At 70.3% G+C, this 25,658-nt stretch carries 25 protein-coding genes and 1 riboswitch; of the genes, 16 read left to right on the top strand and 9 right to left on the bottom strand.

All coding sequences use genetic code 11. From position 1 onward, the window contains the following. Positions 1-106: 106 nt before the first annotated feature. Both ACTVZP_RS11960 and ACTVZP_RS11955 read right to left on the bottom strand, forming a co-directional pair. Positions 107-1,639, bottom strand: a complete 1,533-nt coding sequence (locus ACTVZP_RS11960; protein ID WP_443212372.1) for a sulfatase — start codon at positions 1,637-1,639, stop codon at positions 107-109. Then, complete coding sequence (locus ACTVZP_RS11955; RefSeq protein WP_443212371.1) at positions 1,621-2,364, bottom strand: CDP-alcohol phosphatidyltransferase family protein; 744 nt, start codon at positions 2,362-2,364, stop codon at positions 1,621-1,623. The genes ACTVZP_RS11960 and ACTVZP_RS11955 overlap by 19 nt, the downstream gene beginning before the upstream one ends. A 153-nt stretch (positions 2,365-2,517) precedes the next feature. Here ACTVZP_RS11955 and ACTVZP_RS11950 point away from each other — a divergent pair, with 153 nt between their 5' ends. Next, on the top strand, positions 2,518-3,054 hold the full coding sequence (locus ACTVZP_RS11950) for a cytochrome b (RefSeq protein WP_443212370.1): 537 nt from the start codon (positions 2,518-2,520) through the stop codon (positions 3,052-3,054). A gap of 316 nt (positions 3,055-3,370) precedes the next feature. Here ACTVZP_RS11950 and metH read toward each other — a convergent pair whose 3' ends face one another. The 4 genes from metH to ACTVZP_RS11930 all read right to left on the bottom strand — a co-directional run bounded on the left by metH (position 3,371) and on the right by ACTVZP_RS11930 (position 9,232). Beyond that, positions 3,371-6,076: a methionine synthase gene (gene metH, locus ACTVZP_RS11945; protein ID WP_443212369.1), complete on the bottom strand. Its 2,706-nt coding sequence runs from the start codon at positions 6,074-6,076 to the stop codon at positions 3,371-3,373. Beyond that, the gene (locus ACTVZP_RS11940; RefSeq protein ID WP_443212368.1) at positions 6,073-7,119 is read right to left on the bottom strand and encodes a homocysteine S-methyltransferase family protein; all 1,047 of its coding nucleotides are present in this window, start codon (positions 7,117-7,119) and stop codon (positions 6,073-6,075) included. The genes metH and ACTVZP_RS11940 overlap by 4 nt, the downstream gene beginning before the upstream one ends. A gap of 305 nt (positions 7,120-7,424) precedes the next feature. Further along, positions 7,425-8,021, bottom strand: a complete 597-nt coding sequence (gene cobO, locus ACTVZP_RS11935) for a cob(I)yrinic acid a,c-diamide adenosyltransferase (protein WP_443212367.1) — start codon at positions 8,019-8,021, stop codon at positions 7,425-7,427. Then, positions 8,018-9,232, bottom strand: a complete 1,215-nt coding sequence (locus ACTVZP_RS11930) for an NnrS family protein (RefSeq protein ID WP_443212366.1) — start codon at positions 9,230-9,232, stop codon at positions 8,018-8,020. The genes cobO and ACTVZP_RS11930 overlap by 4 nt, the downstream gene beginning before the upstream one ends. A 116-nt stretch (positions 9,233-9,348) precedes the next feature. Then, positions 9,349-9,543, top strand: a riboswitch (cobalamin riboswitch). A gap of 99 nt (positions 9,544-9,642) precedes the next feature. Between ACTVZP_RS11930 and ACTVZP_RS11925 the strand changes: the two genes are divergently transcribed. From ACTVZP_RS11925 to cobJ, 6 genes are all read left to right on the top strand, one after another. Beyond that, positions 9,643-9,999, top strand: coding sequence for a DUF1636 family protein (locus ACTVZP_RS11925; RefSeq protein ID WP_443212365.1), 357 nt, complete (start codon positions 9,643-9,645; stop codon positions 9,997-9,999). After that, on the top strand, positions 9,996-11,033 hold the full coding sequence (cobW, locus tag ACTVZP_RS11920) for a cobalamin biosynthesis protein CobW (RefSeq protein ID WP_443212364.1): 1,038 nt from the start codon (positions 9,996-9,998) through the stop codon (positions 11,031-11,033). Before ACTVZP_RS11925 ends, cobW begins: the two co-directional genes overlap by 4 nt. Before the next feature lie 3 nt (positions 11,034-11,036). Next, positions 11,037-14,258 carry a cobaltochelatase subunit CobN gene (gene cobN, locus ACTVZP_RS11915; RefSeq protein ID WP_443212363.1) on the top strand — a complete coding sequence of 1,074 codons (3,222 nt, stop codon included), beginning with the start codon at positions 11,037-11,039 and terminating at the stop codon, positions 14,256-14,258. Then, complete coding sequence (locus ACTVZP_RS11910) at positions 14,258-14,887, top strand: precorrin-8X methylmutase (protein ID WP_443212362.1); 630 nt, start codon at positions 14,258-14,260, stop codon at positions 14,885-14,887. The genes cobN and ACTVZP_RS11910 overlap by 1 nt, the downstream gene beginning before the upstream one ends. After that, a complete protein-coding gene (locus ACTVZP_RS11905) occupies positions 14,887-15,618 on the top strand; it encodes a precorrin-2 C(20)-methyltransferase (RefSeq protein ID WP_443212361.1) in 732 nt (243 codons plus the stop codon). The genes ACTVZP_RS11910 and ACTVZP_RS11905 overlap by 1 nt, the downstream gene beginning before the upstream one ends. 126 nt (positions 15,619-15,744) lie before the next feature. After that, positions 15,745-16,479, top strand: coding sequence for a precorrin-3B C(17)-methyltransferase (gene cobJ, locus ACTVZP_RS11900; RefSeq protein ID WP_443212360.1), 735 nt, complete (start codon positions 15,745-15,747; stop codon positions 16,477-16,479). Here the strand turns inward: cobJ and ACTVZP_RS11895 are convergent. Beyond that, on the bottom strand, positions 16,455-17,198 hold the full coding sequence (locus ACTVZP_RS11895; protein ID WP_443212359.1) for a cobalt-precorrin-6A reductase: 744 nt from the start codon (positions 17,196-17,198) through the stop codon (positions 16,455-16,457). The two genes, cobJ and ACTVZP_RS11895, sit on opposite strands and share 25 nt — an antisense overlap. Between ACTVZP_RS11895 and cbiE the strand changes: the two genes are divergently transcribed. From cbiE to ACTVZP_RS11855, 8 genes are all read left to right on the top strand, one after another. Next, positions 17,197-18,366: a precorrin-6y C5,15-methyltransferase (decarboxylating) subunit CbiE gene (gene cbiE, locus ACTVZP_RS11890; RefSeq protein WP_443212357.1), complete on the top strand. Its 1,170-nt coding sequence runs from the start codon at positions 17,197-17,199 to the stop codon at positions 18,364-18,366. The two genes, ACTVZP_RS11895 and cbiE, sit on opposite strands and share 2 nt — an antisense overlap. After that, positions 18,363-18,728 (top strand): cobalamin biosynthesis protein, encoded by a 366-nt coding sequence (locus tag ACTVZP_RS11885; protein ID WP_443212356.1) that lies wholly within the window; start codon positions 18,363-18,365, stop codon positions 18,726-18,728. The genes cbiE and ACTVZP_RS11885 overlap by 4 nt, the downstream gene beginning before the upstream one ends. 52 nt (positions 18,729-18,780) lie before the next feature. Further along, a complete protein-coding gene (cobM, locus tag ACTVZP_RS11880) occupies positions 18,781-19,563 on the top strand; it encodes a precorrin-4 C(11)-methyltransferase (RefSeq protein WP_443212355.1) in 783 nt (260 codons plus the stop codon). Beyond that, positions 19,560-20,282, top strand: a complete 723-nt coding sequence (gene cobA, locus ACTVZP_RS11875; protein ID WP_443212354.1) for a uroporphyrinogen-III C-methyltransferase — start codon at positions 19,560-19,562, stop codon at positions 20,280-20,282. Before cobM ends, cobA begins: the two co-directional genes overlap by 4 nt. Then, positions 20,275-21,012, top strand: coding sequence for a precorrin-6A synthase (deacetylating) (gene cobF / locus ACTVZP_RS11870; RefSeq protein ID WP_443212353.1), 738 nt, complete (start codon positions 20,275-20,277; stop codon positions 21,010-21,012). Before cobA ends, cobF begins: the two co-directional genes overlap by 8 nt. Positions 21,013-21,023: 11 nt before the next feature. Beyond that, on the top strand, positions 21,024-21,950 hold the full coding sequence (gene cbiB, locus ACTVZP_RS11865) for an adenosylcobinamide-phosphate synthase CbiB (protein ID WP_443212603.1): 927 nt from the start codon (positions 21,024-21,026) through the stop codon (positions 21,948-21,950). Between the two features lie 223 nt (positions 21,951-22,173). Further along, positions 22,174-23,055, top strand: a complete 882-nt coding sequence (locus ACTVZP_RS11860; RefSeq protein WP_443212352.1) for a LuxR C-terminal-related transcriptional regulator — start codon at positions 22,174-22,176, stop codon at positions 23,053-23,055. Between the two features lie 230 nt (positions 23,056-23,285). Continuing rightward, entirely contained in the window at positions 23,286-23,696 is a 411-nt protein-coding gene (locus tag ACTVZP_RS11855) for a hypothetical protein (protein ID WP_443212351.1), read from the top strand. Between the two features lie 231 nt (positions 23,697-23,927). Here the strand turns inward: ACTVZP_RS11855 and ACTVZP_RS11850 are convergent, their stop codons facing one another. Then, positions 23,928-24,269, bottom strand: a complete 342-nt coding sequence (locus ACTVZP_RS11850) for a zinc ribbon domain-containing protein YjdM (RefSeq protein ID WP_443212350.1) — start codon at positions 24,267-24,269, stop codon at positions 23,928-23,930. A 301-nt stretch (positions 24,270-24,570) separates the two neighbouring features. Here ACTVZP_RS11850 and ACTVZP_RS11845 point away from each other — a divergent pair, with 301 nt between their 5' ends. Next, positions 24,571-24,963 carry a GFA family protein gene (locus tag ACTVZP_RS11845; RefSeq protein WP_443212349.1) on the top strand — a complete coding sequence of 131 codons (393 nt, stop codon included), beginning with the start codon at positions 24,571-24,573 and terminating at the stop codon, positions 24,961-24,963. Positions 24,964-25,008: 45 nt separating this feature from the next. On the opposite strand, the gene ACTVZP_RS11840 is transcribed toward ACTVZP_RS11845, so the two are convergent. Next, positions 25,009-25,638: a LysE/ArgO family amino acid transporter gene (locus tag ACTVZP_RS11840; protein WP_443212348.1), complete on the bottom strand. Its 630-nt coding sequence runs from the start codon at positions 25,636-25,638 to the stop codon at positions 25,009-25,011. Between the last annotated feature and the right edge of the window lie 20 nt (positions 25,639-25,658).

The raw sequence follows: 25,658 nt of genomic DNA, 5'->3' as shown, positions 1-25,658 counted from the left end.
CCCCGTCTGTCCCGTGGATCCAAGCCTAGGGCAATGCGTCCTGCGGGCAAGTCCGCAGGCGCCGGATCGGCGGACGCGGACATGGTGTATAGGGCGCGCCCGGAACTCACGGCGGGCCCGTGAGGGCGGACAGGAAACGGTCGCGGAACGCCTCCATCGGCACCGTGGGCAGGTTCGGTGCCGGGATCAGCCCCTCGGTCCAGCCCCAGCCGTCGAAGGCGGCCAGAAGCTCGGGTGGACCGATCAGATGGGCCGGCACGTCCCGCCCCTCGATGCCCGAGACGAAGGGCGCGGGGGGATGATCCCCGAGGACCAGCGTCAGCGCGCCTGCGCCCGACCGCGCCGCATGGGCCGTCACCGTCCGCAGCGAATAGGCGAGAGACTGGCGATAGGCCGCCCGCACCCGGTCGGGATCACGCCAGACCACTTCGGGCGGGTCGCCGGCCGTGGCCTGATCGTCGAAGATCCTCCCGTCGCCCACCTCCTCCCACGGCACCAGCCGCGGCTCGGGCACCCAGGGCGCGTGGCTGGAGAGGAGCACGATCTGCGCAACCCGCGACGCCTCGGATCCCAGCCGGTCGAAGGCCGTCAGGGTGAACTGGTCGGGCATGGTGACCCAGTTGAAGGGCCGTCCCCGGTAGCCAAGCCCCTCGGCATCCATGATGCGCGAGAAGCCGAGCCGCCGGCCCTCGGGCCAGTCGCGGGTGATGCCCGGCATCACGGCCAGAGTATCCCGCCCCGCCGCCTGCGCCAGCTCGAAGAGCGTTTTTCGCGGGCTCGCGATCAGGGCGCGGTAGCGAATGGCGCCGTCGATCCGCAGGCCCGAGGCCAGTGTGGCATGGGCAAGCCAGCTCTGCCCGCCCGCGACCGGAGAGCCGAGCCAGCCCGACCGCATGGCGAGGCCCCGGGCGGCGATGTCGGTCTCGGCCGCACGCAGGAGGGCCACATGGGAGGCATCGAGCGGATTGTCGAAGCTCGCCCGCCCGTAGCTCTCCACGAAGACGATGCGAAGCTCGGCTTGGCCCAGGCGCGAGAGGGCATCCGAGCGCCCGGCCCAGGGATCGCTCAGGGCGCCCGCACGGAAGGCCGCGAGATCGGCGTGCGTCTGCCGCGCCGTCGCGGCATGGTCCCACGCCAGCCGGGTGGTGAAGGCTGCGCCTGGGACGCGGTCGGGCAGCGCGAGATCGGCCGCCACCAGCCCCAGCGCGAGCACGGCCGCGGCCCCCGTTGACCGCGGATGCGCTCGGCCACGCCCGGCCCAGACGCCCGTCGCCCACCAGAGACCGGCGGCGAGCCCCGCCGGCACCGCACCCAGCACGGCCACGGCGAGCAGGGCCCGGCCCGCTCCCAGCGCCCCCTCGCCCAGATCCAGCGCCGACGCGAGCAGCGGCAGATCGCCCACCGGATCGAAGGGGCGCCCGAAGGCGAGCTGGAGCGCCAGATCGAGCCCCTTCAGCATGACCGTCGCCACCAGAGCCGCGACCATCAGCCCGCGCAGCCCCCGCGCCCGCCCCGGCCGGAGGGCAAGCAATGCCACCATCACTGGCAGCTCGAGTGGAAAGCGCAGGGCGCCGGACGGATGGCTGGGCAGCGCCAGCACGAGGCCGAGCAGGAGGAGGCTCAGCGCCGCGCGAGCCATGCCACGTCGCGCCCGAAGGACCAGATGAGCAGCGCAAGGGACGCCGCCGCCAGAGAGACCGCCACGCCGCCTCCCACCGGCGGCGCAAGCATCGCGATCAGGCTCGCGATCTGGATCACGCAGACCAGCTTGCGCGCCCGGCTCTCGGGCAGAGGCGCCGCGAGCCAGGGCCAGATCCGGGCCCCGGCCACGAAGGCGTAGCGGAGCACTCCCAGCGCCAGCACCCAGAGGCCGACCTTTCCGCCCTGCGCGACGAGGAGCGCAAGCGTCAGCGCGAACAGTGCGTCCACCTCGATATCGAAGCGCGCCCCGAAGTCCGACACGAGACCGGCCCGGCGTGCCAGCCAGCCGTCAAGCCCGTCGAGGGCCAGCGCCAGCGCCGCCAGCGACACCACCGACCACGCGAGCCCTGGTTCCACCTCCAGCACCCCCGGCGCCGCCAGTGGGACCGCGATGACGGCCACCAGCGCCGCACGCAGTTGCGTCACCGCATTGCAGAGCCCGAGCCGCGGATGGGGATAATGCGCCCTGAGCGAGGCCCCGGCGACGATCAGGACGGCGGCGAACATCGCCACAGCAAGCGCCACGGCGCCTCCACCCAGCCGGTGCCCCACAAGACCCACGAAGGCCAGATGCACGAGACCCAGCGCAAGAAAGACCGCCAGAACGCCGGGGACATTACCGGGAGTGAGCGGGGGCGGGGCAGGCTCGCGCGCAGGTTCCATCTCCTGCGGTTTAGGCGTCGCCAGCGCAGCGTCAAGCGGCGCGGCCCCGCCGCCGGAGAGGCGCCTGCAACCTGCAAGGGCTGCAGGATCACCGCAGGACTGGTGCGATTGCCGCGGATGGCGCAGACTTCTCACCCAAACAGGAGAGCCGCAATGACCCAAGCCTACCGGCCCGCCGCCCGCTTCCTGCACTGGACGGTCGCCCTGATCATCCTGTGCATGATCCCTGCGGGGCTGATCATGACGACCGAGGGGCTGCCGCGCCCGGTGCAGGACACGCTGTTCCTCTTTCACAAGAATGCGGGCGTCGTCGTGGGGTTGCTCATGCTGGTCCGCCTCGCCTACCGCAGCGCGCATCCGCCACCGCCGTTGCCGGTCTCGGTGCAGGCCTGGCAGGCGCGCATCGCGCGGCTCACCCATGTCATGCTCTATGTCCTCGTGCTCTTCATGGTGGCCTCGGGCTTCGTCCGGGTCACCACCGGCGGCTATCCGCTGGAGGTCTGGGACGCGCTCGGCCTGCCCCGGCTTCCGAAGATCGAGACGGTGGGAAATACCGCCAGCGCACTTCACGAGGCAACGGCGTTCGTGCTGATCGCCCTCGTCCTCCTTCATGCCGGCGCGGCGCTGCACCACGCATTCGCGCGTCGGGATGGCGTGTTCGCGCGCATGTGGCCCGCAGCCGGACGCTGACCCGGCCGAGGCTGCGGACAGGGCCGGCGACACGACGTGCAGGCGCGGCGTCTGGCCAGCGCGCGGGGCCGAAGACCCTCACGTCCGGTCGCGGGGATCCCCGTGTTGCCTCGACAGGCTCGAGACGAGCACGGCGAAGATGTGCGGAGCGTCTCGTCGTGCATCGAGCCGATTACGAGGACATTGAGAAACAATGACCCGGGGTGGGCCGGACGGTTCACCGACAACGCTCTGGAAAGTGCGTCGGCCCGAGTTCTGCCCGCGCTCCAGCCGATGAGGATGATCGACCGCCCGTGCCTGGCCGACCGGCGAACGATCAGCCGGCGGCGACGGCCCGCTGACGTCCCGAGGGGCTGCCGAGCACGGGCGCGAGCCAGCGTTCGACCTCGGCCAGCGGCATGGCCTTGCGACGGGCGTAATCTTCCGCCTGATCGCGATCCACCCGCGCAAGGCCGAAGTAATAGGCTTCAGGGTGGGCGATGTAGAGGCCCGAGACAGAGGAGCCCGGCCACATCGCCATGCTCTCGGTCAGTTCCACCCCCGTTGCCGCAGGTGCATCGAGAAGGCGGAAAAGCGTGATCTTCTCGGTGTGGTCGGGTTGCGCGGGATAGCCCGGAGCGGGCCGGATGCCGCGGTAGGGCTCGGCGTGAAGCTCCTGAGGCGCGAAAGCCTCCTCGGGCGCATAGCCCCAGTAGTCGCGCCGAACGCGCTGGTGCAGCATCTCGGCCATGGCCTCGGCAAAGCGGTCCGCCAGCGCCTTCACCATGATCGAGGAATAGTTGTCGTTGGCCTGGTCAAAGCGCTCGGCGATCTCGGCCTCTTCCGGGCCGGCTGTCACCACGAAGCCCCCGATCCAGTCCGCCACCGTGCCCTCGGGCGCCACGAAATCGGACAGTGCCACGTTCGGGCGCCCCTCCCGCTTCGGCACCTGCTGCCGCAGCGTGTGGAAGGTGGACAGGGTCTCGCGCCGCGCCTCGTCGGTGTAAAGACGGATGTCGTCGCCTACAGCGTTGGCGGGCCAGAAGCCGATCACCGCGCGCGGTGTGAACCACCGTTCGGAAATCAGCCTCGCGAGCATTTCCTGCGCGTCGGCGAAGAGCGCCCGCGCCGCCTCGCCCTGCGCCGCATCATGCAGAATGCGCGGATAGACGCCCTTCATCTCCCAGGCATGGAAGAACATCGTCCAGTCGATGAAACGCGCGATCTCTGCCAGATCCCAGTCATCGACCGTCCGTGCCCCGATGAAGGATGGCTTTGTCGCAACGTAGCCTGGCCAATCGAGCTTCAGAGCATTGGCCCGTGCCTCGGCCAGCGTCACGCGCTGCCTGGCGCGCTCCGCGCGGGCATGGCGTTCGGCCACCTCGGCATAGTCCGCACGAATGCCGTCCACGTAGCCCTGCTTCTGCTTCTGACTGAGAAGAGCGCCGACGACGCCCACCGCACGGCTGGCATCGGTGACATGAACCGCCTGATTGCGGCCGTAGGCCGGCGCGATCTTCACGGCGGTATGGACTTTCGACGTTGTGGCCCCGCCGATCAGAAGCGGAATGTCGAAGCCCTCGCGCTCCATTTCCGAAGCGACGTTCACCATTTCATCCAGCGAAGGCGTGATGAGTCCGGACAGTCCGATCACGTCCACCTTCTCGGTCCGCGCCACCTCGAGGATCCTTGCCGCCGACACCATCACGCCGAGGTCGATGATCTCGTAGTTGTTGCACGCCAGAACCACGCCCACGATGTTCTTGCCGATGTCATGAACGTCGCCCTTGACGGTCGCCATCAGCACCCGCCCCGCCGCCTCACGGCCGCCGCCCTTCTCGGCCTCCATGTGCGGCAAGAGGACCGCCACCGCCTGCTTCATCACGCGCGCGGACTTGACGACCTGTGGCAGGAACATCTTGCCCGCGCCGAAGAGGTCGCCCACCACGTTCATCCCGGCCATCAGCGGGCCTTCGATCACGTCGAGCGGGCGCGCCGCTGCGAGACGCGCGGCCTCGGTGTCGGCCTCGATGAATTCGGTGATGCCGTTGACCAGCGCATGCTCCAACCGCTTCTCCACCGGCCAGTCCCGCCATGCGAGGTCGCGCACCTTCTCCTCGCGCATCCCGCCGCGGAACCGTTCCGCAAGTGCCAGCATCCGCTCGGTCGCGTCGGCGCGGCGGTTCAGCACCACATCCTCGCAGGCTTCGCGCAGATCCGGCTCGATCTGGTCATAGACCGCCAGCTGACCCGCGTTGACGATCCCCATGTCCATCCCCGCGCGGATGGCGTGGTAGAGAAAGACCGCGTGCATCGCCTCGCGCACGCGCTCGTTGCCGCGGAAACTGAACGACAGGTTGGAAACGCCGCCCGAGACATGCGCATGCGGCAGATTGGTGCGGATCCAGCGCGTGGCCTCGATGAAGTCCACGCCGTAATTGTCGTGCTCCTCGATGCCCGTCGCCACGGCAAAGACGTTCGGGTCGAAGATGATGTCCTCGGGCGGGAAGCCGATCTCGTCGACGAGGATGCGGTAGGCCCGCGCGCAGATCCGGGTCTTGCGGGCGAAGCTGTCGGCCTGACCCTCTTCGTCGAAGGCCATGACCACGACCGCCGCGCCGTAGGCGAGGCAGAGTCCTGCATGGTGGCGGAAGACCTCCTCGCCCTCCTTCAGGCTGATGGAGTTCACCACGGGCTTGCCCTGAACACATTTCAGCCCCGCCTCGATCACCTCCCATTTCGAGCTGTCGATCATCACCGGGACGCGGGCGATGTCGGGTTCAGCCGCGATCAGGTTGAGAAACTCGACCATGGCGGCCTTCGAGTCGATCAGGCCCTCGTCCATGTTGACGTCGATGATCTGCGCGCCGTTCTCCACCTGATCGCGCGCGACCTCGAGGGCGGCCGCATAATCGCGACCGGTGATCAGCTTGCGAAAGCGGGCCGAGCCGGTGACGTTCGTCCGCTCGCCGATGTTGACGAAGGGTATGTCGGGTGTGAGGACGAAGGGCTCGAGCCCAGAGAGGCGCAGATACCGGCTCATGCCACCGCCCTCGGAGCAACGCCCGCAACCGCCTCCGCAATGGCGCGGATGTGGTCCGGCGTGGTGCCGCAGCAGCCGCCGACGACGTTGACGAGCCCTTCACGCGCAAAATCAGCAACTTGCGCGGCGGTCTCCTCCGGCCCCTCGTCGTACTGGCCGAAGGCGTTGGGCAGGCCCGCGTTCGGATAGGCGCAGGTAAAGGTCTCGGCCACGCCGGCAAGCTCGGCCAGATGCGGCCGCATCGCCGAGGCGCCAAGGGCGCAGTTCAGCCCGATGGTGAAGGGACGCGCGTGGCGCAGGGAGTGCCAGAAGGCGGTGGGGGTCTGCCCCGAAAGCGTCCGCCCGGAAGCGTCGGTGATGGTGCCCGAGACCATCAGCGGCAGCCTCCGCCCGGCTTCGGCGAAGGCCTCGAAACAGGCGAAGACGGCGGCCTTGGCGTTCAGCGTGTCGAAGATGGTCTCGATCAGGATGAGATCCGCTCCGCCTTCGATCAGGCCGCGGATCTGCAGGCCGTAGGCCGTCCGCAGCTCGTCGAAGGTCACTGCGCGGAAGCCGGGGTCGTTCACGTCCGGGCTGATCGAGGCGGTTCGGTTGGTCGGCCCCACCGCCCCGGCGACGTAGCGCGGGCGCCCGTCGATCGCCGTCGCCCGGTCGAGCGCCCGCCGCACGATCCGAGCTCCCTCGACGTTGAGATCGCGCACCACCGCCTCCATGCCGTAGTCGGCCTGCGCGATGGAGGTGGCGGAAAAGGTATTGGTCTCGACGATGTCAGCGCCCGCCATCGCGTAGCGGAAGTGGATCTCCTCGATGGCTGCAGGCTGGGTCAGGATCAGAAGGTCGTTGTTGCCTTTCTGCGGATGGTCCGAATGGTGCCGGCAGGCGCAGCCGCCCTGGCCGGCGTAGTCCTCCTCGCTCAGGGCAAGTTGCTGGATCTGCGTCCCCATTGCCCCGTCGAGGATCAGGATCCGCGTGCGCGCGAGCGCATCGAGTTCGGCAATTGTCGGCGAAGCGGGGAGGAGAAAGCTGCGGGTCACGGTCTGCATCCTGTGCGTCTTCAGGCCAGACAGACTAGTTGCGCGCGCCGACCGAGGCCAATTCATAATCCGCGACTACTTCATGAACCTCACTCATATTCACGGTGCCAGCGCCCGGGCGCCTTCCCGTCACACTTCCCTTGGGACGCGCTTTTCGCGGCGGCACCAGAGGAGAGGGCAAGCGGAAGCGCCTGTCTTAAGCTCATGCAGGACGACCCGGGAAGCGTCCACGCCAGCCTTGCGCTGGCATTACCTGCCATGTCGACGACCAAGATGCCCCTCGACCGGCTGGCGCCGGATCGTGAGGGCCGGCGTCAGAATTCGACGCCGGCCTGCCCCTTGATGCCGGCCCGGAACGGGTGCCGGATCATCGTCATCTCCGTCACGAGATCGGCGGCTTCGATCAATTCCGGCTTCGCGTTCCGCCCGGTCAGCACGACATGCGTCATCGGCGGCTTCGCTGCCAGCACCTCCAGCACCTCGGCCAGGTCGAGGTAGTCGTAGCGCAGCGCGATGTTGACCTCGTCGAGCAGCACCATGCGGATCTGCGGGTCGGCGATCAGCGTCTTCGCCTTCTCCCAGCCGGCTCGGGCCGCCGCAATGTCGCGGTCGCGATCCTGCGTTTCCCAGGTAAAGCCCTCGCCCATCGCGTGGAACTGGCAGAGGTCGCCGAACTGGCCCGTGAGCAGGCGCCGCTCGCCGGTGTCCCAGGCGCCCTTGATGAACTGTACGACCGCGCAGGGCATGCCGTGGGCGATGCAGCGCAGGATCATGCCGAAGGCTGCGGAGGACTTGCCCTTGCCGGTGCCGGTATGCACGATCACGAGGCCCTTCTCCGCGGTCTTCTCCGCCATCATGCGGTCACGGGCGGCCTTGATGCGGGCCTTCTTCTGCGCGTGCGTATCGGTCATTCCGGCATCCTGATCTGTATGGGCGCGCGTGGCCCCGAGAATACGGGCCGTTGCAGCGGCCCGCGGATCGTGGGGACATAGCCCACGAGGAAGACGGCCCATGCCGCGCTCCAGAGAAGCGCTGCAGCGGCGACGGCGTCGAAGGCCACGACCGGCGCAAGAATCCTCGCCACCGCCGCGAGCCATACCAGGGCGAAGGCTGCCAGCATCGTCGGGCGCGCCCTGAGCGGGCCGCCGTCCCGCGGGGCGGCGGCCCGCGACGCCAGCGACAGGATCATGCCCGACATCGCACCCATCGTGACTGCATGAAGCGCATCCATCTCGGAAATCGGCACCAGCCCCGACCGCGCCAGCCCCACGAGGACCAGCCCGAAGGCGAGCCACCCGAAGGTCGCATGCAGCAGCAGGAGCAGAAGGTTGCCCCGGCAGCGCCAGCCGCGCCAGAAGGTCAGCCTCGCCGCCTGCGCCAGACCGGCTCCGACCAGCGCCAGCGCCGAGACCCTCTCCTCCCCCGCAAAGCCGAGGCCTAGGGCCAGCCAAAGCAGCGCCAGCGCGCTCCAGCCCAGCACCGGCGTCGGCAGGGGTTCGGGCACCTGCACCCTGGTCTGGCGGATCCAGTTCGTGGTGAAGGCCGGGATCATGCGCCCCGCGATGATCGAGATCTTGATCGCGAAGAACATCCAGCCGGCCCTGACCATTGCGGCGGTGTCGGGCACTTCGGCGCCGAGCGCCGCCCTCAGGTAGAGCATCTCGGCCAGCGCGAAGAGCAGCACGCCCCCCGCGAAGCCCAGCTTCGCGGTGCGGCGGGAGACCACGGCCTCGTGGGCGAGCAGCGCCGCGAGCATGAGGAAGTAGGCCACGGCGGCCGGATGCAGCAGCCACAGCGGCACATGCGGCCACAGCCCCTGCACAACCAGCGCCAGCCGTGCCACGAGCCAGAGACCCACGAGGCTCGCCAGCCGTCTGCCCTGGAGCGGCGCGCCGCCGCGCCAGCCCTGAGCGGCCGTCAGGAAATAGCCGCCGACCGCCGCGGAGCCGAGGCCGAACAGCATTTCGTGGCCATGCCAGAGGCCGGCCGTTGCCAGTTCCGGGACAGGCAAGGCGACACTGCCGCCGAACTGCCACCACAGGACGGCGATCAGCGCCCAGAGCGCGGCCAGGAGGAACAGCGGGCGGTGGGGTGCAAGCCAGAGATAGGAAAAGGCAGCCATCGGGTTCGCCCTCGGAAAGCCCCTCTTCTGCCCTGTCCCTCGCGGCTTGTGAAGGGCGCACGCGGCAAGCGGCCGCGCCTGACACCCTGCTCGCTTGACAAGAAGGTGGCTTTGCCGCACCTAGAGCCCGCGCTGGTTCCTGTCACTGCGACAGGCGAAGAGGGAATGCCGTGACGGCAGCCGCCCCCGCGACCGTGACCGGAAAGGTCGCCCGAGACCACTGGCCCGCAGGGCTGGGAAGGTGGGCGCCCGCTGGGCCGACAGGCCCTGGATCCGCAAGCCGGGAGACCTGCCCGCGCTGAACTTTACGGGCGGACGGGGTGTTCCGCGGCCGGTGGACGGAGGCGCCGCGGCTTGCGTCCTCATTCCCCCGATCGGCTCCCCATCCGTCGAGCCAACGGATCGGGCCGATGACGGTGACACTTCATGTCTGCACGACCTGCCGCGCAGGGGAGCCCGTCGGCGACGGCCCCGTGCCCGGCGCGCGGCTCCACGCGGCCTTGGCTGCAGCCTGCTGCGACGGCTTCACCGTCGTGCCCGTCGAATGCCTTTCCGCCTGCACCCAGGGTTGCGCCATCGCGCTTACCGCGCCGGGCCGCTGGACCTACGTCTACGGACGCCTCGGTCACGAGGATGCCGCCGAGATCGTGAGCGGCGTCCTCGCCTACGCGGCCACGAAGGACGGGATCGTTCCCTGGCGCGAGCGGCCCGAGATCTTCCGCAAGCAGTCGCTTGCCCGCATCCCCCCGACCGGAGAGACCCCATGACCGACCTCGCGAAGATCCCCGTCACGGTGATCACCGGCTTTCTCGGCGCCGGCAAGACCACGCTGATCCGGCACCTGATGCAGAACCCGGGCGGGCGACGGCTGGCCGTGCTGGTGAACGAATTCGGCACGGTTGGCGTGGACGGCGACCTGATCCGGGCCTGCTCCGACGAGAACTGCCCCGATGAGGCCATCGTCGAGCTGGCGAACGGCTGCCTCTGCTGCACGGTCGCCGACGAGTTCATCCCGACCATCGAGGCGCTGATGGCCCTGCCCCGCCGCCCCGACCACATCCTGATCGAGACCTCGGGTCTCGCGCTGCCGAAGCCGCTGCTGAAGGCCTTCGACTGGCCGGCCATCCGCTCGCGCATCACGGTCGACGGCGTGATCGCGCTGGCCGATGCCGAGGCTGTGGCCGCGGGCCGGTTCGCACCGGATGCCGAGGCGGTGGCCGCGCAGGCGGTGGCCGAAGGGGCCGACCACGAGACGCCGCTGTCGGAGGTGTTCGAGGACCAGCTCGCCTGCGCCGACCTCGTGCTGCTGACCAAGGCCGATCTCGCGGGCGAAGCCGGGCTTGCGGCCGCACGCGCCGTGGTGGAGGCGGAGTCGCCCCGGCCCATCCCGATCCTCGCCGTGACCGAAGGTGCGGTCGATGCTCAGATCATCCTCGGCATCGAAGCGGCGGCGGAGGACGATCTCGCCGCTCGACCATCGCACCACGATGGCGCGGACGACCACGAGCACGACGACTTCGCCTCGACCGTGGTGGACCTGCCCGAAATCTCGGACCCCGATCGCCTGGCCGAGGCGATCAGGGCGCTGGCGCGCACGCGCAACGTGCTGCGGGTGAAGGGGCACGCCGCCGTGGCAGGCAAGCCGATGCGGCTTCTTGTGCAGGCGGTGGGCGAGCGCGTCCGCCATCAGTACGACCGTCCCTGGACGGGCGAGCGCGCCTCGAGGCTGGTGGTGATCGCCGAGGTCGCCAATGTGGACGAAGCGGGGATCCGCGCCGACCTGCTGGAGGCGCTGGCCTGAGCCATGCATGTCGTCTTCCGCGAAAGCCACGGTCTGGAAGAGACCGCCACCCCCTTCGATCCGGGTCAGACGCCCGCGGATATGGTGGTGCTGTCGTTCTCGGACAGTGACCTCGGGGCCTTCGCGGCAGGCTGGCATCGCGCGAGCGGCGGGCTGCCCCCGCTGCGCCTGCTCAACATCGTGGCTCTGCGGCATCCGCTGTCGATCGACACCTATGCCGAGCGCGTCCTGGCGCATGCCAGGGCGATCCTGATCCGGCTGATCGGCGGAGAGAGCTACTGGAGCTACGGGCTGGCGGAGGTGCAGGACCTCTGCCGTCGCCGCGGCATCGCACTGGCGGTGCTGCCCGCGGATGGCCGCGAGGACGCGGCGCTGGATGCCGCATCGACCTTGCCGGTCTCGACGCTCCGCAGGCTCGCGACCCTCTGCGACGCCGGTGGTGCGGTGGCGGCACAGGCCGCGCTGGCGCAGCTTGCGCTGGCCGCAGGCCTCTACGCCGGGCCGGTGACGGGCGAAAAGCGGGTACCGGATTGCGGCTGGTACGACCCCGATCGCGGGGTGATCCCGCCGCCCGAGGCCGGAAGCGGCGTCGCGGTGACCTTCTACCGCAGCTACCTGACCGCCGCCGACACGGCGCCCGTCGACGCGTTGATCGCGGCCCTCCGCGACCGCGGGTTTCGCGCCTACGGGCTTTTCGCGCCCTCGCTGAAGGCTGCCGGCGCGGCCGAATACGTTGCCGCGGAACTTGGCCGCTTCGCGCCCGTGGCCGTCGTCAATGCCACGGCTTTCTCCGCGCGTCGGGCCGGGGGCTCGCCCCTGGACACGCCGGACTGCCCGGTCTTTCAGGTCGCACTCTCGACTGCGCGCCGGCGCGACTGGGCCGAAGCGGAACGCGGCCTGTCGCCTGCCGATCTCGCGATGCATGTGGTGCTGCCGGAGGTGGACGGGCGGATCTTCGCGGGCGTGATCAGCTTCAAGTCGCCGGGCCGGCGCGATCCGGACCTTCAGTACTCCCGCTTCGCCCACCGCCCGGATCCGGACAGGATCGCCGCCGTGGCCGACCGCGTGGCGGCCTGGCAGCGCCTCGCGGCAGCACCTGCGGCGGACCGCAGCCTGGCGCTCGTGCTTTCGACCTATCCCGGCCGGCCCGACCAGATCGCCCATGCCGTAGGTCTCGACGCACCCGCCTCGGCGGAGGCGCTGCTGTCCACGCTTGCGGCCGAGGGCTACGCCACCGGCCCCGGCGCCCCCGTCACCGACAGCCTGTGGAACGAGCGCCTCGACTGGCCGCTGGCCGCCTACCAGGCCGCCCTCGCCACCCTGCCCGCACCGCTGCAACTCGCGCTTCGTGAACACTGGGGCGCACCCGAGGACGATCCCGCCTGCATCGGCGGCGCGTTCCGCTTTGCAGCAACCCGCCGCGGCGGCGTCCTCGTCGCCCTGCAACCCGAGCGGGGTGCCACGGCCAGCCGCGATGGCGACTACCACGACCTCTCGCGCGTGCCGCGTCACGGCTATGTCGCCTTCTACCTCTGGCTCCGGACGCAGGGCCTGCACGCCCTGGTGCACATGGGCGCGCATGGCACGCTGGAATGGCTGCCGGGCAAGGCGGTGGCCCTGTCGGATCTCTGCTGGCCCGAGGCGCTGATCGGCGCGCTTCCGGTGATCTATCCCTTCATCGTCAACGACCCCGGCGAGGCCGCGCAGGCGCGCCGCCGCACGGGTGCCGTGACGCTGGGCCACCTGCCGCCTCCCCTGCGCGACAGCGCGCTTCCGGACCGGCTGACCCGGCTGGAGCGGCTGCTCGACGAATATTCCACTGCCGACGGGCTCGACCCGGCCCGCCGCGGCCGCCTGATCGAGTCGATCCGGGACGAGGCGCGGGCGGCAGGTGTGGAGGACGACCTGGGCTTGCCCCCGAACGCCGCCCCCGCCGAGGCGATCACCCGCATCGACCGCTTCGTCTGCGACCTGAAGGAAAGCCGCTACGGCGACGGGCTTCACGTCTACGGTCAGGGCGAGGGTGAAGGGGAAGGCCTGCTCACGGCGCTCTCGGGCCGACGGGTCGCGGCAGGGCCGTCAGGCTCGCCGCACCGAGGGCGGACGGACGTGCTGCCCACGGGGCGCAACCTCTATTCGGTCGATCCCCGCGCTGTGCCCTCGCGCGCGGCCCAGGCGCAGGGCGTGAAGCTTGCCGAGGAACTGCTGCGCCGCCACCTTCAGGACCACGGTGACTGGCCGAAGGGGCTGGTCGTCGACCTGTGGGGCTCGGCCTCGATGCGCACGGCAGGCGAGGAATTCGCGATGGCGCTGCATCTTGCCGGCCTCGCACCGCTCTGGGATGAAGGCAGCGAGCGCGTCTCGGGCGTCGAGGTCCTGCCGCTCGCGCTGCTGGGCCGGCCACGGATCGACGTGACGCTGCGTGTCTCCGGCCTCTTCCGCGACATCTTTCCCTCGCTGCCGCAGATCTTCGAGACGGGGGCGGAGGCGCTGGCCGCCCGGGAGGAAGCCCCCGAGGACAACCCTTACCTCCGCCGCGGCCCCCGCGTCTTCGCGCCGAAGCCCGGCCTCTACGGCGCCGGCCTCACCCCGGGCGGCCTCGGCGACGAGGCCCGCGCGGCGGCGGGCGAGGCCTGGCTCGACGGTTCCTCCTGGGCGATCGGGGCGGATGGCAATGCACGGCTGGCGCGCGAGGCCCTCGAGGCCCGGCTGGAGGCGGCGGACGCCTTCGCCCATGTGCAGGACCTGCCGGAGACCGATCTGCTGATGGCCGAGGACTACCCGGCCCATCTCGGCGGATTCGCCGCAGCCATGGCGCGGCTCGACCGCGACGCCGCGCTCTACCACCTCGATGCCACGCGGCCCGGATCGCCCCGCGCCCGCCCCCTGACCGAGGAGCTCGCCCGTATCGTGCGCGCACGGATCGCCGATCCCGGATGGGCCGACGGCCTGATGCGGCACGGATTCCGCGGAGCGGCCGAGATCACGGCCAGCGTCGATCACCTGGCCCGCTTCGCACAGCTGACGCGGACCGTTCCAGGCCACCTGTTCGATCTCTGCTTCGACGCGACCCTCGGGCGCGACGACCTCGTGGCCTTCATGGCGCGCGAGAACCCGGCCGCCCTTCAGGCGCTGCGCGAGAGGTTCCGCGCGCTGGCCGAGGCAGGCCTGTGGATCACCCGCCGCAACTCCATCGCCGCAACCCTGACCTGCGAGAGCCCCTGATGCCGCACCACTATGAAACCGACGGCGCGGCGATCTACCGCCAGTCCTTCGCGACGATCCGCTCGGAGGCGGCATTGGCCCGCTTCACGCCCGAGGAGGAGATCGTCGTCGTGCGCATGATCCATGCCGCCGGGATGGTGGGTCTTGAAGACCACGTCCGCTTCACGCCGGACATGGCGGTGGCGGCGCGCGCAGCGCTCGAGGCTGGGGCGCCGATCCTCTGCGACGCGCGGATGGTCAGCGAGGGCATCACCCGCCCACGCCTTCCGGCCAATAATGCGGTGATCTGCACCTTGCAGGATTTCGCGGTGCCGGATCTCGCGCGGAGCATGGGCACCACCCGCTCCGCCGCGGCGCTGGAACTCTGGCGCCCCCATCTCGCTGGCGCGGTCGTGGCCATCGGCAATGCGCCGACGGCGCTCTTCCACCTGCTGAACATGCTGGAGGATCCGTCCTGCCCGAGGCCGGCGGCGATCATCGGCTGCCCGGTCGGCTTCGTCGGCGCGGCGGAGTCGAAAGAGGCGCTGATGGCGGCACCGCCCTGCCCCTCGCTCATCGTCGAGGGGCGGCTTGGCGGTTCGGCCATCACGGTCGCCGCCGTCAATGCGCTGGCGAGCAGGATCGAATGATGGGCAAGGTGATCTGCGCAGGCCTCGGCCCCGGCGACCCGGAACTGCTGAGCGTGAAGTCCGACCGGCTGATCCGCAACGCCCATCACGTCGCCTATTTCCGCAAGGCGGGGCGGTCCGGTCAGGCGCGGCGGATCGTGGAGGGCATGCTCCGGCCCGATGCCGTCGAGCACCCGATGGATTATCCGGTGACGACCGAGATCCCCTTCGACCATCCCGACTACAACCGGATGCTGGCCGAATTCTACGAATTCTGGGCCGATCGCCTGGCGGAACTGGCCGCGACTGGCGACGTCGTGGTGCTCTGCGAGGGCGACCCGCTGTTCTATGGCTCGTTCATGCACCTCCACAGCCGGCTGCAGGGGCGGGCCGAGGTCGAGATCGTGCCGGGCATCCCCGGCATGGCGGGGTGCTGGAACGCAGCGGGCCTGCCGATCACCTGGGGTGACGACGTGCTGACGGTGCTTGCGGGCACTCTGCCGGAGGCGGATCTTGCGCGGCACGCGGCGGCGGCGGATGCCGTTGTCGTCATGAAGACGGGGCGGAACCTGCCGAAGGTGCGCCGGGCCCTCGCGGCGGCAGGCCGGCTCGAGGAGGCGTGGCTGGTCGAGAGGGGCACCATGCCGGGCCAGCGCGTCACGCGGCTCACCGAGGTGGAAGGGTCCGACTGCCCCTATTTCGCCATCGTTCTCGTCGCAGGCAATGGCCGGCGCCCGGAGCTTCAGGAATGACGCGACGGGGGGCAGCCAAAGCCAAAGTGCCGGGCGGACAGAGCGCGGAGCTTCGGGCATGACGGGCTGGCCATCGGTCGCATCGCGGCAGGCCACGCCCTGCACGTATCAGGTGGAGTTCCGGGCATGAACGGATGGCTTGTCGTCGCGGGTCTCGGCCCGGGTGCGGAGGCTCTGGTGACGCCCGAGGTTGCAGCCGCGCTGGCAGAGGCGACCGACATCGTGGGTTACATCCCCTATGTCGCGCGGGTGGCGCCACGGCCGGGGCTGACGCTGCATCCGTCAGACAACCGGGTCGAAGTGGAGCGCGCGACCCATGCGCTCGAGATGGCGGCCGAAGGGCGACGGGTGGCCGTGGTCTCCTCCGGCGATCCGGGTGTCTTCGCCATGGCCTCGGCGCTCTTCGAGGCGCTGGAGGTGCGGCCCGATCTTGCCGCGACGGACATCCGCGTGCTGCCCGGCATCACCGCGATGCTGGCGGCGGCAGCGGCAGCGGGCGCGCCCTTGGGACATGATTTCTGTGCCATCAACCTGTCGGACAATCTCAAGCCCTGGCCGCTGATCGAGAAGCGGCTGCGGCTGGCGACCGAGGCCGACCTGGCGATGGCCTTCTACAACCCGCGCTCGCGGTCGCGGCCCGAGGGCTTCGCGAAGGTGCTGGACCTTCTCAGGGAGACGTGCGGGCCTGACCGGCTGATCACCTTCGCCCGCGCGGTGTCGACACCCGAAGAGCGCATTGAAACCGTGACACTGGGCGACGCGACGGCCGACATGGCCGACATGCGGACGGTGGTCCTTGTCGGAAACTCGGCCACGCGGCGCGTCGGCCGCTGGGTCTACACGCCAAGGTCGGCACCATGACCGAGCCAGCCCATCACCGCCTCGGGCGTCTCCGCCCGCGGCCGGTCCGGGATGGCCGGGCGGTCGATCAGGATGACCGGCAGCCCGAGCATGCGGGCCGCATCGAGCTTGGCGCGCGCGCCCTCGCCGCCTGCATTCTTGGCGACGACGATCTCGGTCTCTTGCTCGCGCATCAGGGAAAGATCGCCGTCGAGATCGAAGGGGCCGCGCGCGATCACCACCTCGGCACGCGGCAGCGGCAGAGCCTCGGGCGGATCGACGAGCCGCAGCAGGTAGTGGTGCTGCGGGCGGCCGGCGAAGGCCTCGAGATGCATCCGGCCGATGGCGAGGAACACACGGGCTTCGGCCTCCGGCAGGGCCTCGGCGGCAGCGGCGATGGTGCCGACGCGGGTCCAGCGGTCGCCCTTGCCCGGCACCCACGGCGCACGCTCCAGCGCCACCAGCGGGATGCCGGTCAGGGCGCAGGCCTCGACCGCATTGCGGCTCATCTGCGCGGCGAAGGGATGCGTGGCATCGACCACGTGCGAGATGCCTTCCTGCCGCAGATAGTCCGCCAGCCCCTCCGCCCCACCGAAGCCGCCCATGCGCACCGGCAGGGGCTGGGCGATCGGCGTGGCCGTCCGGCCGGCGTAGGAGAAGACGGCCTCCAGGCCCTCTCCCGCCAGCAGTGCGGCCATCCGGCTGGCCTCGGTGGTGCCACCAAGAAGGAGGATGCGCATGGCTGATCCCTGGCTGTCGATCATCGGTCTGGGCGAGGATGGACCGGCGGGCCTGACGGATGCAAGCCGTGCGGCCCTGGCAGAGGCCGACGTCGTCGTCGGCGGGCCACGGCATCTTGCACTGGCCGGGGCCGGGGCGCGAGGAATGGAATGGCCGGTGCCCTTCGATGTGGCACCCCTGCTGGCGCTGCGCGGTCGGAAGGTTGCGGCGCTCGCCTCTGGTGATCCCTTCTGGCATGGCGCCGGGGGCAGTCTTGCCGAGCATCTGTCGCCGTCAGAATGGCAGGTCTATCCGGCGCCGGGCGTATGCTCGCTGGCGGCGGCCCGGCTGGGCTGGCGGCTGGAGGAGGTGACCTGCCTTGGTCTGCATGCCGGCCCGTTCGAGCGGCTGCTGCCCCATCTCCGCGAAGGCTCGCGCATCATCTGCACCGTCCGCGACGGGGCGGCGGCATGCGCTCTGGCCGCATGGCTGACCAACGCGGGCTGGGGCGCGTCGCGCATCTGGCTGCTCGAGGCCCTCGGCGGACCGCGTGAGCGGGTGCGCCAGAGCCTCGCCTCCCGATGGGACGTCACTGGGGCGGAAAGCCCCGTCTCCGTGGCGCTGGAAGCCTCTGGCGGCCGGCCGATGAGCCGCGTGCCCGGCCGCCCCGAGAATGCATTCGCCCATGACGGCCAGATCACGAAGGCGCCGGTGCGCGCCCTGACGCTGGCCGCCCTCGCACCGCATCCGGGCGAGCGCCTCTGGGATCTCGGCGGCGGCTCGGGGTCGGTCTCCGTCGAATGGTGCCTAGCGGGAGGCCGCGCCGTCTCGGTCGAGGCGCGCCCCGATCGCGTCGCGAACATTCGCGAGAATGCGCGGCGCTTCGGCCTGTCCGATCGGCTGACGGTGGTCGAGGGTAGGTCGGCCGAGGTGCTGGCCGGGCTCGACGCTCCGGATGCGATCTTCGTCGGCGGTGGCTTTGACGCGGACCTGTTCGCGCGTCTGCCGAAGACCGCACGCCTCGTCGTGAACGCCGTGACGCTGGAGACCGAGGCGCTGGTGCTCGGGCTTCACGCTCGCCATGGCGGCGACCTCCTGCGGATCGAGCTTTCACGCGCAGCGCCGCTTGGCGGGATGCGGGGGTGGGAGACGGCACGCCCCGTCGTGCAGTGGAGCCTTCAGCGGTGATCGTCGCGGGCTTGGGGTTCCGCAGCACCGTCTCGGTGCAGGATCTGGCAGAGGCGCTGTCGGGTCTTTCGCCGGATGCGCTGGCGACGGCGTCCGGAAAGGCACCTGCGCTCGCCCCGCTCGGGCTGCCGGTCATCGCCGTGCCCGAGGAGGATCTGCGCGGCGTCGGCACGCTGACGGAGTCTTCGCGCGTGCGGGACCTGTTCGGCACCGGATCGCTCTCGGAAGCGGCAGCGCTGGTGGCGGCGGGTCCGGGCGCGCGGCTGGTGCGCAAGCGGGAAGTCAGGGGTCTCGTGACCGTGGCGCTTGCCCAGAGCGCCCCTGCTTCGTGCGCCGCGGAAGATCAGAAAGATCAAATATGAAAAACTACTTCAAGAACGCCGGTCCAAGCCGGACCGATACGAAAGCCGCGCAATGACAGTGCATTTCATCGGAGCGGGCCCCGGAGGGCCTGACCTCATCACCCTGCGCGGCCGCGACCTGATCGCAGCCTCGCCGGTCTGCCTCTACGCCGGATCGCTGGTGCCGGAAGGGGTGCTTGCCCACTGTCCGCCGGGGGCGAGGATCGTCAACACGGCGCCAATGAGCCTCGATGCGATCATCGACGAGATAGCGGCCGCCCATGCAGGCGGCCTGGACGTGGCACGGCTGCATTCCGGCGACCTCTCGATCTGGTCGGCGATGGGAGAGCAGCTTCGCCGCCTCCGCGCGCTCGGGATCCCCTATGACGTGACGCCGGGCGTGCCTTCCTTCGCCGCCGCCGCGGCGGCCCTCGGGGCGGAACTGACGCTGCCGGGGCTCGTGCAGTCGGTGGTGCTGACGCGCACCTCCGGCCGCGCCTCGGCCATGCCCGAGGGCGAGCGCCTCGCGGCCTTTGCCGCCACCGGTGCGGTCCTCGCCATTCACCTGTCGGTGCATGTGCTCGAGAACGTTCTGGCCGAGCTTCTGCCGCATTACGGGCCGGATTGCCCCGTCGCCGTGGTCTGGCGCGCGAGCTGGCCGGACGAGCGCCTGATCCGCGCCACGCTCGGCACGCTCCGCGCCGCCGTCGCCGAGGAGATGGAGCGGACGGCCCTGATTCTCGTCGGGCGCAGCCTCGGAGATGCGGACTTTGGCGAGAGCCGGCTCTATGCCGCCGACTACGACCGCCGCTATCGCCCCGTAGGCACCGCGCCACGCTTCCCGGAGGGGACATGAGCGGCTTCGTCTCCTTCGTCTCCTCGGGGCCGGGTGATCCCGAGCTTCTCACGCTGAAGGCGGTGGATCGGCTGTCGCGGGCGGATGCGGTCCTGTTCGACGATCTCTCGTCGGGACCGATCCTGTCCCATGCGCGCGAGGGCGCCGACCTTGTCGGCGTCGGCAAGAGGGCTGGCCGCGCCTCTCCGAAGCAGGACCATGTAAGCCGCCTTCTGGTGGACTACGCCAGCACCGGCGCCCGCGTCGTGCGGCTGAAGTCCGGCGATGCAGGCATCTTCGGCCGGCTGGAAGAGGAGACCGCCGCGCTGGACGCGGCAGGGATCGGCTACGAGATCATCCCCGGCGTGCCCTCGGCCTGCGCCGCCGCCGCCGCCGCGGGCATCCCGCTGACCCGCCGGCTGACGGCGCGGCGGGTCCAGTTCCTGACCGGGGCGGACGTCACCGGCGGCCTGCCGGAGGCGAACCTCGCCGCTCTGGCCGATCCGCTGGCGACCACGGTGGTCTTCATGGGCAAGCGCACCTTTCCGATGCTCGCCGCCGCGCTGATCGGTGCGGGCCTGCCGGCCGAGACCCCGGCGCTGCTGGCCGAGGGCGTCTCGACGCCGGCGCAGCGCCTCTGGCGCGGAACTCTGGCGGGGCTGGCCGAGGAAGTGCAGAAGGCCGGCGACGCGCCTGCCCTGATCCTCTATGGCCCGCTGGCGGGGTCGGACGATGCGTGAGCTGACCCTCGTCGGCATCGGCACCGGCAATCCCGACCACGTCACCCGTCAGGGGGCAGCGGCCCTGCGCGAGGCAGGACTGATCCTCGTGCCGCGCAAGGGCGAGGAGAAGGCCGATCTCGCAGATCTGCGGCTCCGGCTCTGCGCCGAACTGGCGCCGGGGGTGCCGGTAGCCGAGTTCGATCTTCCGGTCCGCGACGCGGCCAACCCGGACTACCGCGGCGGCGTGGAAGACTGGCACGACGCCATTGCCCGCGCATGGGCGCAGGCCGCAGGAAATGCCGATCATGCAGCGCTGCTGATCTGGGGCGACCCGTCGCTCTATGACTCGAGCCTGCGGATCGCCGCGCGGCTGTCGCCCGCCCCCCGCGTGCGGGTGGTTCCGGGGATCACGGCGATCCAAGCGCTCTGCGCGGCGCATGCCATCCCGCTCAACGAGGTCGGCGCGCCGGTCGTCATCACCACCGGCCGGCAGCTGCGCGCCGGCTGGCCGGCGGGCACCGATACCGCTGTCGTCATGCTGGATGGCGAATGCAGCTTCCGCACGCTCGACCCGTCGGGCCTGCGCATCTGGTGGGGCGCCTATCTCGGGATGCCCGAAGAGATCCTCGAGTCGGGTCCGCTCGCGGAAGCCGCTCCGCGGATCGTCGCGGCCAGGGCAGAGGCGCGGGCGCGGCACGGCTGGATCATGGACATCTACCTGCTCAGGCGGTCGGGAGACGTGGCTTGAGCGCGGCTGCGATGCTGGTGGCTCTGGCGGTCGAAGGCCTCGCAGGATGGCCTGACCGGCTGCACGCCCGGATCGGCCATCCTGTCGTCTGGATCGGCGCAGTGATTGCCGCGCTGGAGGCGCGGTGGAACCGGCCGGGTTTCACCGACCGGACGAGGCTGATCCTCGGGGGCGTCACGGTGGCCGCCACTCTGGCGGCGACGGTCCTGCCGGCGATGGCGCTTGCGGCGCTGCTCCCCGGTGGCTGGATCGGGGCGCTTCTGACCGGCCTTCTCGCCGCGCCGCTGGTGGCAGGACGCAGCCTTCATGACCATGTGGCGCGCGTCGCACGCCCGCTGGCGGAGGGTAATCTGGCGGCCGCGCGCCACGCCGTGTCGATGATCGTCGGGCGGGACCCTGAGCGCCTCGATGGCGCGGGCATCGCACGGGCGGCGCTGGAGAGCCTCGCCGAGAACGCGTCGGACGGCGTCGTGGCGCCGGTCTTCTGGGGGGCCATCCTCGGCCTGCCGGGGATCGCGGGCTACAAGGCGATCAACACCCTCGACAGCATGATCGGGCATCGCAGCGACCGGTACCTGCATTTCGGCCGGATCGCGGCGCGGCTCGACGACGCGGCCAATCTGGTGCCGGCAAGGCTGACCGGTCTCTTGTTCTGCGTCGCTGCCGGGCGGCCGCGTGCCGCGTGGCGGACGATGCTGCGGGATGCGGGCTCTCATCGCTCGCCCAACGCGGGCTGGCCGGAGGCCGCGATGGCGGGCGGGCTCGCGATCCGGCTCTCGGGCCCGCGGACCTATGGTGAGCGGATCAGCGCGGAACCTTGGCTGAATGCCGCCGCGCCCGACCCGGAAGCAGCCGACATGACCCGCGGATTGAGGCTCTACATCCGCTCGCTGGCGGTGCTTGCCGGGCTGCTGGCGGTCGTCGCGCTCGCCGCGTGATCGGGCGGAACGGGCCTCTCGGCCGACCGCGCCTCGCGGGACGCCGAACGCGACACCGTCACCATGCGGCGGGTGGGAAATTCCGGGGACGTTGCGCCACGATCAAGGCGGAGCGGCGCGACTGCTGCGCTGATCATGCCGCGGCGTAACCTTCGCCGGTCGGTGAACCGCACACAGCTGATCCCCTGCTTGCGGCGCGGATCCGTGCGTTCCCGTCCCGCGCGTGCACTTCCAGGTTGCCGGTGATCCGCGCAGCGCCACCGACGCGGCGGATCAGTTGAATTTGGTGCTGCGGCAACACAACCTGCGGAAGTTCAGTGGCACCGCGGCACAAATTGTGCAAGCCATTGACGATGCATCGATTTCACCCTTCGATTGCGCAATTTTGGCCTTCGGCGCCTTGCCTTTTGCGCAACTTGAGAATGCCGCAGCGGCACGGTCTGCTCGCGCCAAAAAAGGCGCTGGCCGAAGAATGAAGAAAATGACGCGTGGATCCCTCTCTGCCCTGTCCGATCAGGAACCCCTGTTCCGGGATCTGGCACCGGGCGGCTGCTATGTGGCGCTGCGCGTCGGCTTCCTGTCGCCGGAGGAAGAGTGCAACCTGTTCCCCTCGGCCTGGATCCGCTTCTACACGGTGAATTCCTTCGGGCTTCGGGATCCTCTGACCCGGTGGGCCGCCACGGCAAACGGTGCCGTCCGGTGGAGTGCGATCCATGTGCCGGACGAAGCGGGCATCCTCGCCAGCTACCGCCGTCACGGGCTGCGCTTCGGCTGCGTGGTAGGCTTTCCCGCCCGCACGGCGCGATCGCGCAAGCGCACCTTCGGCATCTTTGCCCGTGGCGACCGCGAGATGACCAATGCCGAGATCGCGACCCTCCGCGCGAGTCTGGCCGAGCTTCATGCCCCCAATCGCGAGGCGCTGACGCCGAGCCAGGCCGAGGTTCTGCGGATGCTGAGCGAGGGTGTGCGCTACAAGGAGATTGCCCACCGCCTTGGCATCACCGAGGGCGCGGTGAAGGCACGCTTCAAGGCCGCCTGCGACCGGCTCGGCGCACGCACCGCCGTGCAGGCCGCCAACATCGCCCAGCGGCGCGGACTGATCTAGGCAGGCGAGCCGCTTCGGAGGCTGCCCGGGAAGGCCAGGCCGAGGACGCGGCACGGGTTGGCCTTCCCGGGCGGCCTGCGTCGCTGGCCGGTCCCTGCGGCAATATGCGGGCGGATCAGGGCTGTCTCGAGCATGCCGTGCCTTGGTATGGTGGCACCGGACCGGAGGCCGCGTGTTCCTCCGGTCCTGGCCCCTTCCGAGGGGTCCGTTCAGGTAAAGGGTATGTCAAGTTGACCGGAAGACGCCGCATCGCTGCGCTGATTGCGATTCTGGTGGTCTGCGGCGCGGGCGTGGCTGCTCATGGCACTGCACCTCCTCGCCGTGCGATCGGCCCGGTCCACGCGCCGGAAGTGCTTTGCGATGGCGCTGAAGCTGTCACGCCCCGCACTATCGACCGCTCCCGTCCGGGTGCCATCGCCGTGCCCCTGAAGGAACCTGGCTCGTCGGTCATAACGGACCGGCCGGCTGCGGCCGATGCTGCCGGACGAGGAACCGCGACCTCATCCGAGACGGAGACGGAGCCGGAGACAGCGGCGACGCCCCGGCGCCGGATCTACGCCATCGGCCTTGCCGCCAGCCTCGTGATCCTCCTCGGGCTCATGGCTGCGGTGGCCTTCGGGGATCCCCGCCGAAAGCGTTGACGAGAGACCCGCGAGGCAAGCGGCGCCGAATTGCCGATCCTCGTGCCGTGTCGATTGGTTGTCCGCCATGTCTCGCGCGCACCACCGCGTTCGAGCGGTCGGCGGCAAGCCCGTCCGCGCGATCCGACGCGGTGCGGGATATCCGGATCCGTCGCCCGCTCCGGCTCTTCGGCCGTGCCACGACCTTTTGCACGTATCGGCGCGGACAGGCCTCCACGCCGGCCCGTCGTTTCAGTCGGTGACCTTCTTGACGAACTGCGACTTGAGGCCGATCTGGCCGATCCCCGGCACCTTGCAGTCGATGTCGTGGTCGCCTGCCACGAGGCGGATACCCCGGACCTTGGTGCCCACCTTGATGACCGAGGAAGACCCCTTGAGCTTGAGGTCCTTGATGACCGTCACCGTATCGCCGTCGGCAAGCACGTTGCCCACGCTGTCCCGGACGGCGCCCGTCACCTCCGCCGGATCGCCAGGCGCCCATTCGTGCCCGCATTCGGGACAGGCGAGCAGCGCATCCACCTGATAGGTGAAGGCCGAGGAACATTCGGGGCAAGGCGGAAGCGCATCAGTCATGGCTGCGCTATAGCCGCGCTCCGCCGCGTTGGCCAGACGGCCCCGAGCTTCATGGTGACGCAGGCGTGAGACGGCATTGCGCAGCCGGTAGAGTGAGCGGCGGAAGGCGGGTCGCGCCCCAGCCGCCGGGGAAGCAAAATCGACCATGCGCTGGTCGCACGCCTCTCCAAGGTCGCGCCCCGGCCGGCGGGGAAGCACGGCTCCGCCGGTATCGCAGGTTGGCCGGCCTCACGGGCTGTGACTGGCCCGGCCGACGGGCTAGACTCGATCCTGGACACGGCATCATCCATGGAGACCGACGATGGACACAGTCACGGGCGGCTGCCGCTGCGGCCGGATCCGCATCACGGCGATAGGCCGTCCTTACCGGGTAGGCATCTGTCACTGCCTCGACTGCAGGAAGCAGCACGGCGCGCTGTTCCATGCCTCGGCCATCTTCCCGCAGGAGGCCGTGACGGTCGAAGGAGAGCCACGCGGGCATTCCGGGCGCTTCTTCTGCCCCGATTGCGGCTCGCCCGTCTTCGGGCGCTCCGGCGACGAGGTCGAGGTCAACCTCGGCTCGCTCGACAGCCCCGACCTCTTCGCGCCCACCTATGAACTCTGGACCATCCGGCGCGAGGCATGGCTGCCGCCCTTCCCGACCTCGAAGCTCTACGAGCGGGACCGGCCATCGGAGGGCCGGACGGAAGAGTGATGTCGCGCCGGCCGCGCCTCGTGCCTGTCTGGGTGTCGTGCGCCGTCAGGCCCCTCCCCTCAAAACGTAGTGGAGAAGCCCGGCCGCCAGCAGGAGCATCATGACGCCGATCAGCACGTCGAGCACGCGCCAGGCGATGGGCCGCGCGAAGATCGGCACCAGCAGGCGCGCGCCATACCCGAGGCTGGCGAACCAGACGACGCTCGCCAGGCCCGCGCCACCGAGGAAGGGGGCCTGCATGCCGTCGGGCTGGGCCGCCCCTACCGAGCCGACCAGAAGCACCGTGTCGAGGTAGACATGGGGGTTGAGGAAGGTGAACCCTGCCACGCGCGCGAGCGCTCCGCCGAGCGAGAGCGCAGGCCCTCCGCCCTCGGCCAGCAGTCGCTCCGGGTGGAACGCCCGGCGGAGCGCCGTGATCCCGTACCAGCCCAGGAAGACCGCGCCAGCGAGGGACAGCAGGGTGACGAAGCCCGGAAGCCTTCCCAGAACGGCGCCGAGGCCCGCGACGCCTGCCGTCATCAGCACCAGATCCGCGCCCGCGCAGAAGGCCACGACGGCGAGGACATGCTCACGCCGCAGGCCCTGCCGCAGCACGAAGGCGTTCTGCGCTCCGATGGCGACGATCAGGCCGAGCGACAGTCCGAACCCGGTGAGGAAGGAGGATGCATAAGGCATGGCCGGTTCATGCAATTCGC

Origin of the sequence: Rhodobacter sp. NSM (assembly GCF_052244495.1) — a bacterium.
Lineage (GTDB): Bacteria > Pseudomonadota > Alphaproteobacteria > Rhodobacterales > Rhodobacteraceae > Cereibacter_A.
Note: the sequence above shows the minus strand (reverse complement) of the source record. Positions and strands in the feature narration are given on the sequence as shown.

Bases quoted from the DNA above. Each gene is read 5' to 3' on its own strand.
- cobW (WP_443212364.1), top strand. From the start codon at position 9,996: ATGACCGACCTCGCGAAGATCCCCGTCACGGTGATCACCGGCTTTCTC.
- metH (WP_443212369.1), bottom strand. From the start codon at position 6,076: ATGAGCCGGTATCTGCGCCTCTCTGGGCTCGAGCCCTTCGTCCTCACA.
- ACTVZP_RS11895 (WP_443212359.1), bottom strand. From the start codon at position 17,198: ATGCGCATCCTCCTTCTTGGTGGCACCACCGAGGCCAGCCGGATGGCC.
- cobO (WP_443212367.1), bottom strand. From the start codon at position 8,021: ATGACCGATACGCACGCGCAGAAGAAGGCCCGCATCAAGGCCGCCCGT.
- cbiB (WP_443212603.1), top strand. From the start codon at position 21,024: ATGCTGGTGGCTCTGGCGGTCGAAGGCCTCGCAGGATGGCCTGACCGG.
- cobJ (WP_443212360.1), top strand. From the start codon at position 15,745: ATGAACGGATGGCTTGTCGTCGCGGGTCTCGGCCCGGGTGCGGAGGCT.
- cobM (WP_443212355.1), top strand. From the start codon at position 18,781: ATGACAGTGCATTTCATCGGAGCGGGCCCCGGAGGGCCTGACCTCATC.
- ACTVZP_RS11955 (WP_443212371.1), bottom strand. From the start codon at position 2,364: ATGGAACCTGCGCGCGAGCCTGCCCCGCCCCCGCTCACTCCCGGTAAT.
- cbiE (WP_443212357.1), top strand. From the start codon at position 17,197: ATGGCTGATCCCTGGCTGTCGATCATCGGTCTGGGCGAGGATGGACCG.
- ACTVZP_RS11940 (WP_443212368.1), bottom strand. From the start codon at position 7,119: ATGCAGACCGTGACCCGCAGCTTTCTCCTCCCCGCTTCGCCGACAATT.
- ACTVZP_RS11905 (WP_443212361.1), top strand. From the start codon at position 14,887: ATGGGCAAGGTGATCTGCGCAGGCCTCGGCCCCGGCGACCCGGAACTG.
- ACTVZP_RS11845 (WP_443212349.1), top strand. From the start codon at position 24,571: ATGGACACAGTCACGGGCGGCTGCCGCTGCGGCCGGATCCGCATCACG.
- ACTVZP_RS11930 (WP_443212366.1), bottom strand. From the start codon at position 9,232: ATGGCTGCCTTTTCCTATCTCTGGCTTGCACCCCACCGCCCGCTGTTC.
- cobN (WP_443212363.1), top strand. From the start codon at position 11,037: ATGCATGTCGTCTTCCGCGAAAGCCACGGTCTGGAAGAGACCGCCACC.
- ACTVZP_RS11850 (WP_443212350.1), bottom strand. From the start codon at position 24,269: ATGACTGATGCGCTTCCGCCTTGCCCCGAATGTTCCTCGGCCTTCACC.
- ACTVZP_RS11925 (WP_443212365.1), top strand. From the start codon at position 9,643: ATGACGGTGACACTTCATGTCTGCACGACCTGCCGCGCAGGGGAGCCC.
- ACTVZP_RS11960 (WP_443212372.1), bottom strand. From the start codon at position 1,639: ATGGCTCGCGCGGCGCTGAGCCTCCTCCTGCTCGGCCTCGTGCTGGCG.
- ACTVZP_RS11950 (WP_443212370.1), top strand. From the start codon at position 2,518: ATGACCCAAGCCTACCGGCCCGCCGCCCGCTTCCTGCACTGGACGGTC.
- ACTVZP_RS11840 (WP_443212348.1), bottom strand. From the start codon at position 25,638: ATGCCTTATGCATCCTCCTTCCTCACCGGGTTCGGACTGTCGCTCGGC.
- ACTVZP_RS11910 (WP_443212362.1), top strand. From the start codon at position 14,258: ATGCCGCACCACTATGAAACCGACGGCGCGGCGATCTACCGCCAGTCC.
- cobA (WP_443212354.1), top strand. From the start codon at position 19,560: ATGAGCGGCTTCGTCTCCTTCGTCTCCTCGGGGCCGGGTGATCCCGAG.
- cobF (WP_443212353.1), top strand. From the start codon at position 20,275: ATGCGTGAGCTGACCCTCGTCGGCATCGGCACCGGCAATCCCGACCAC.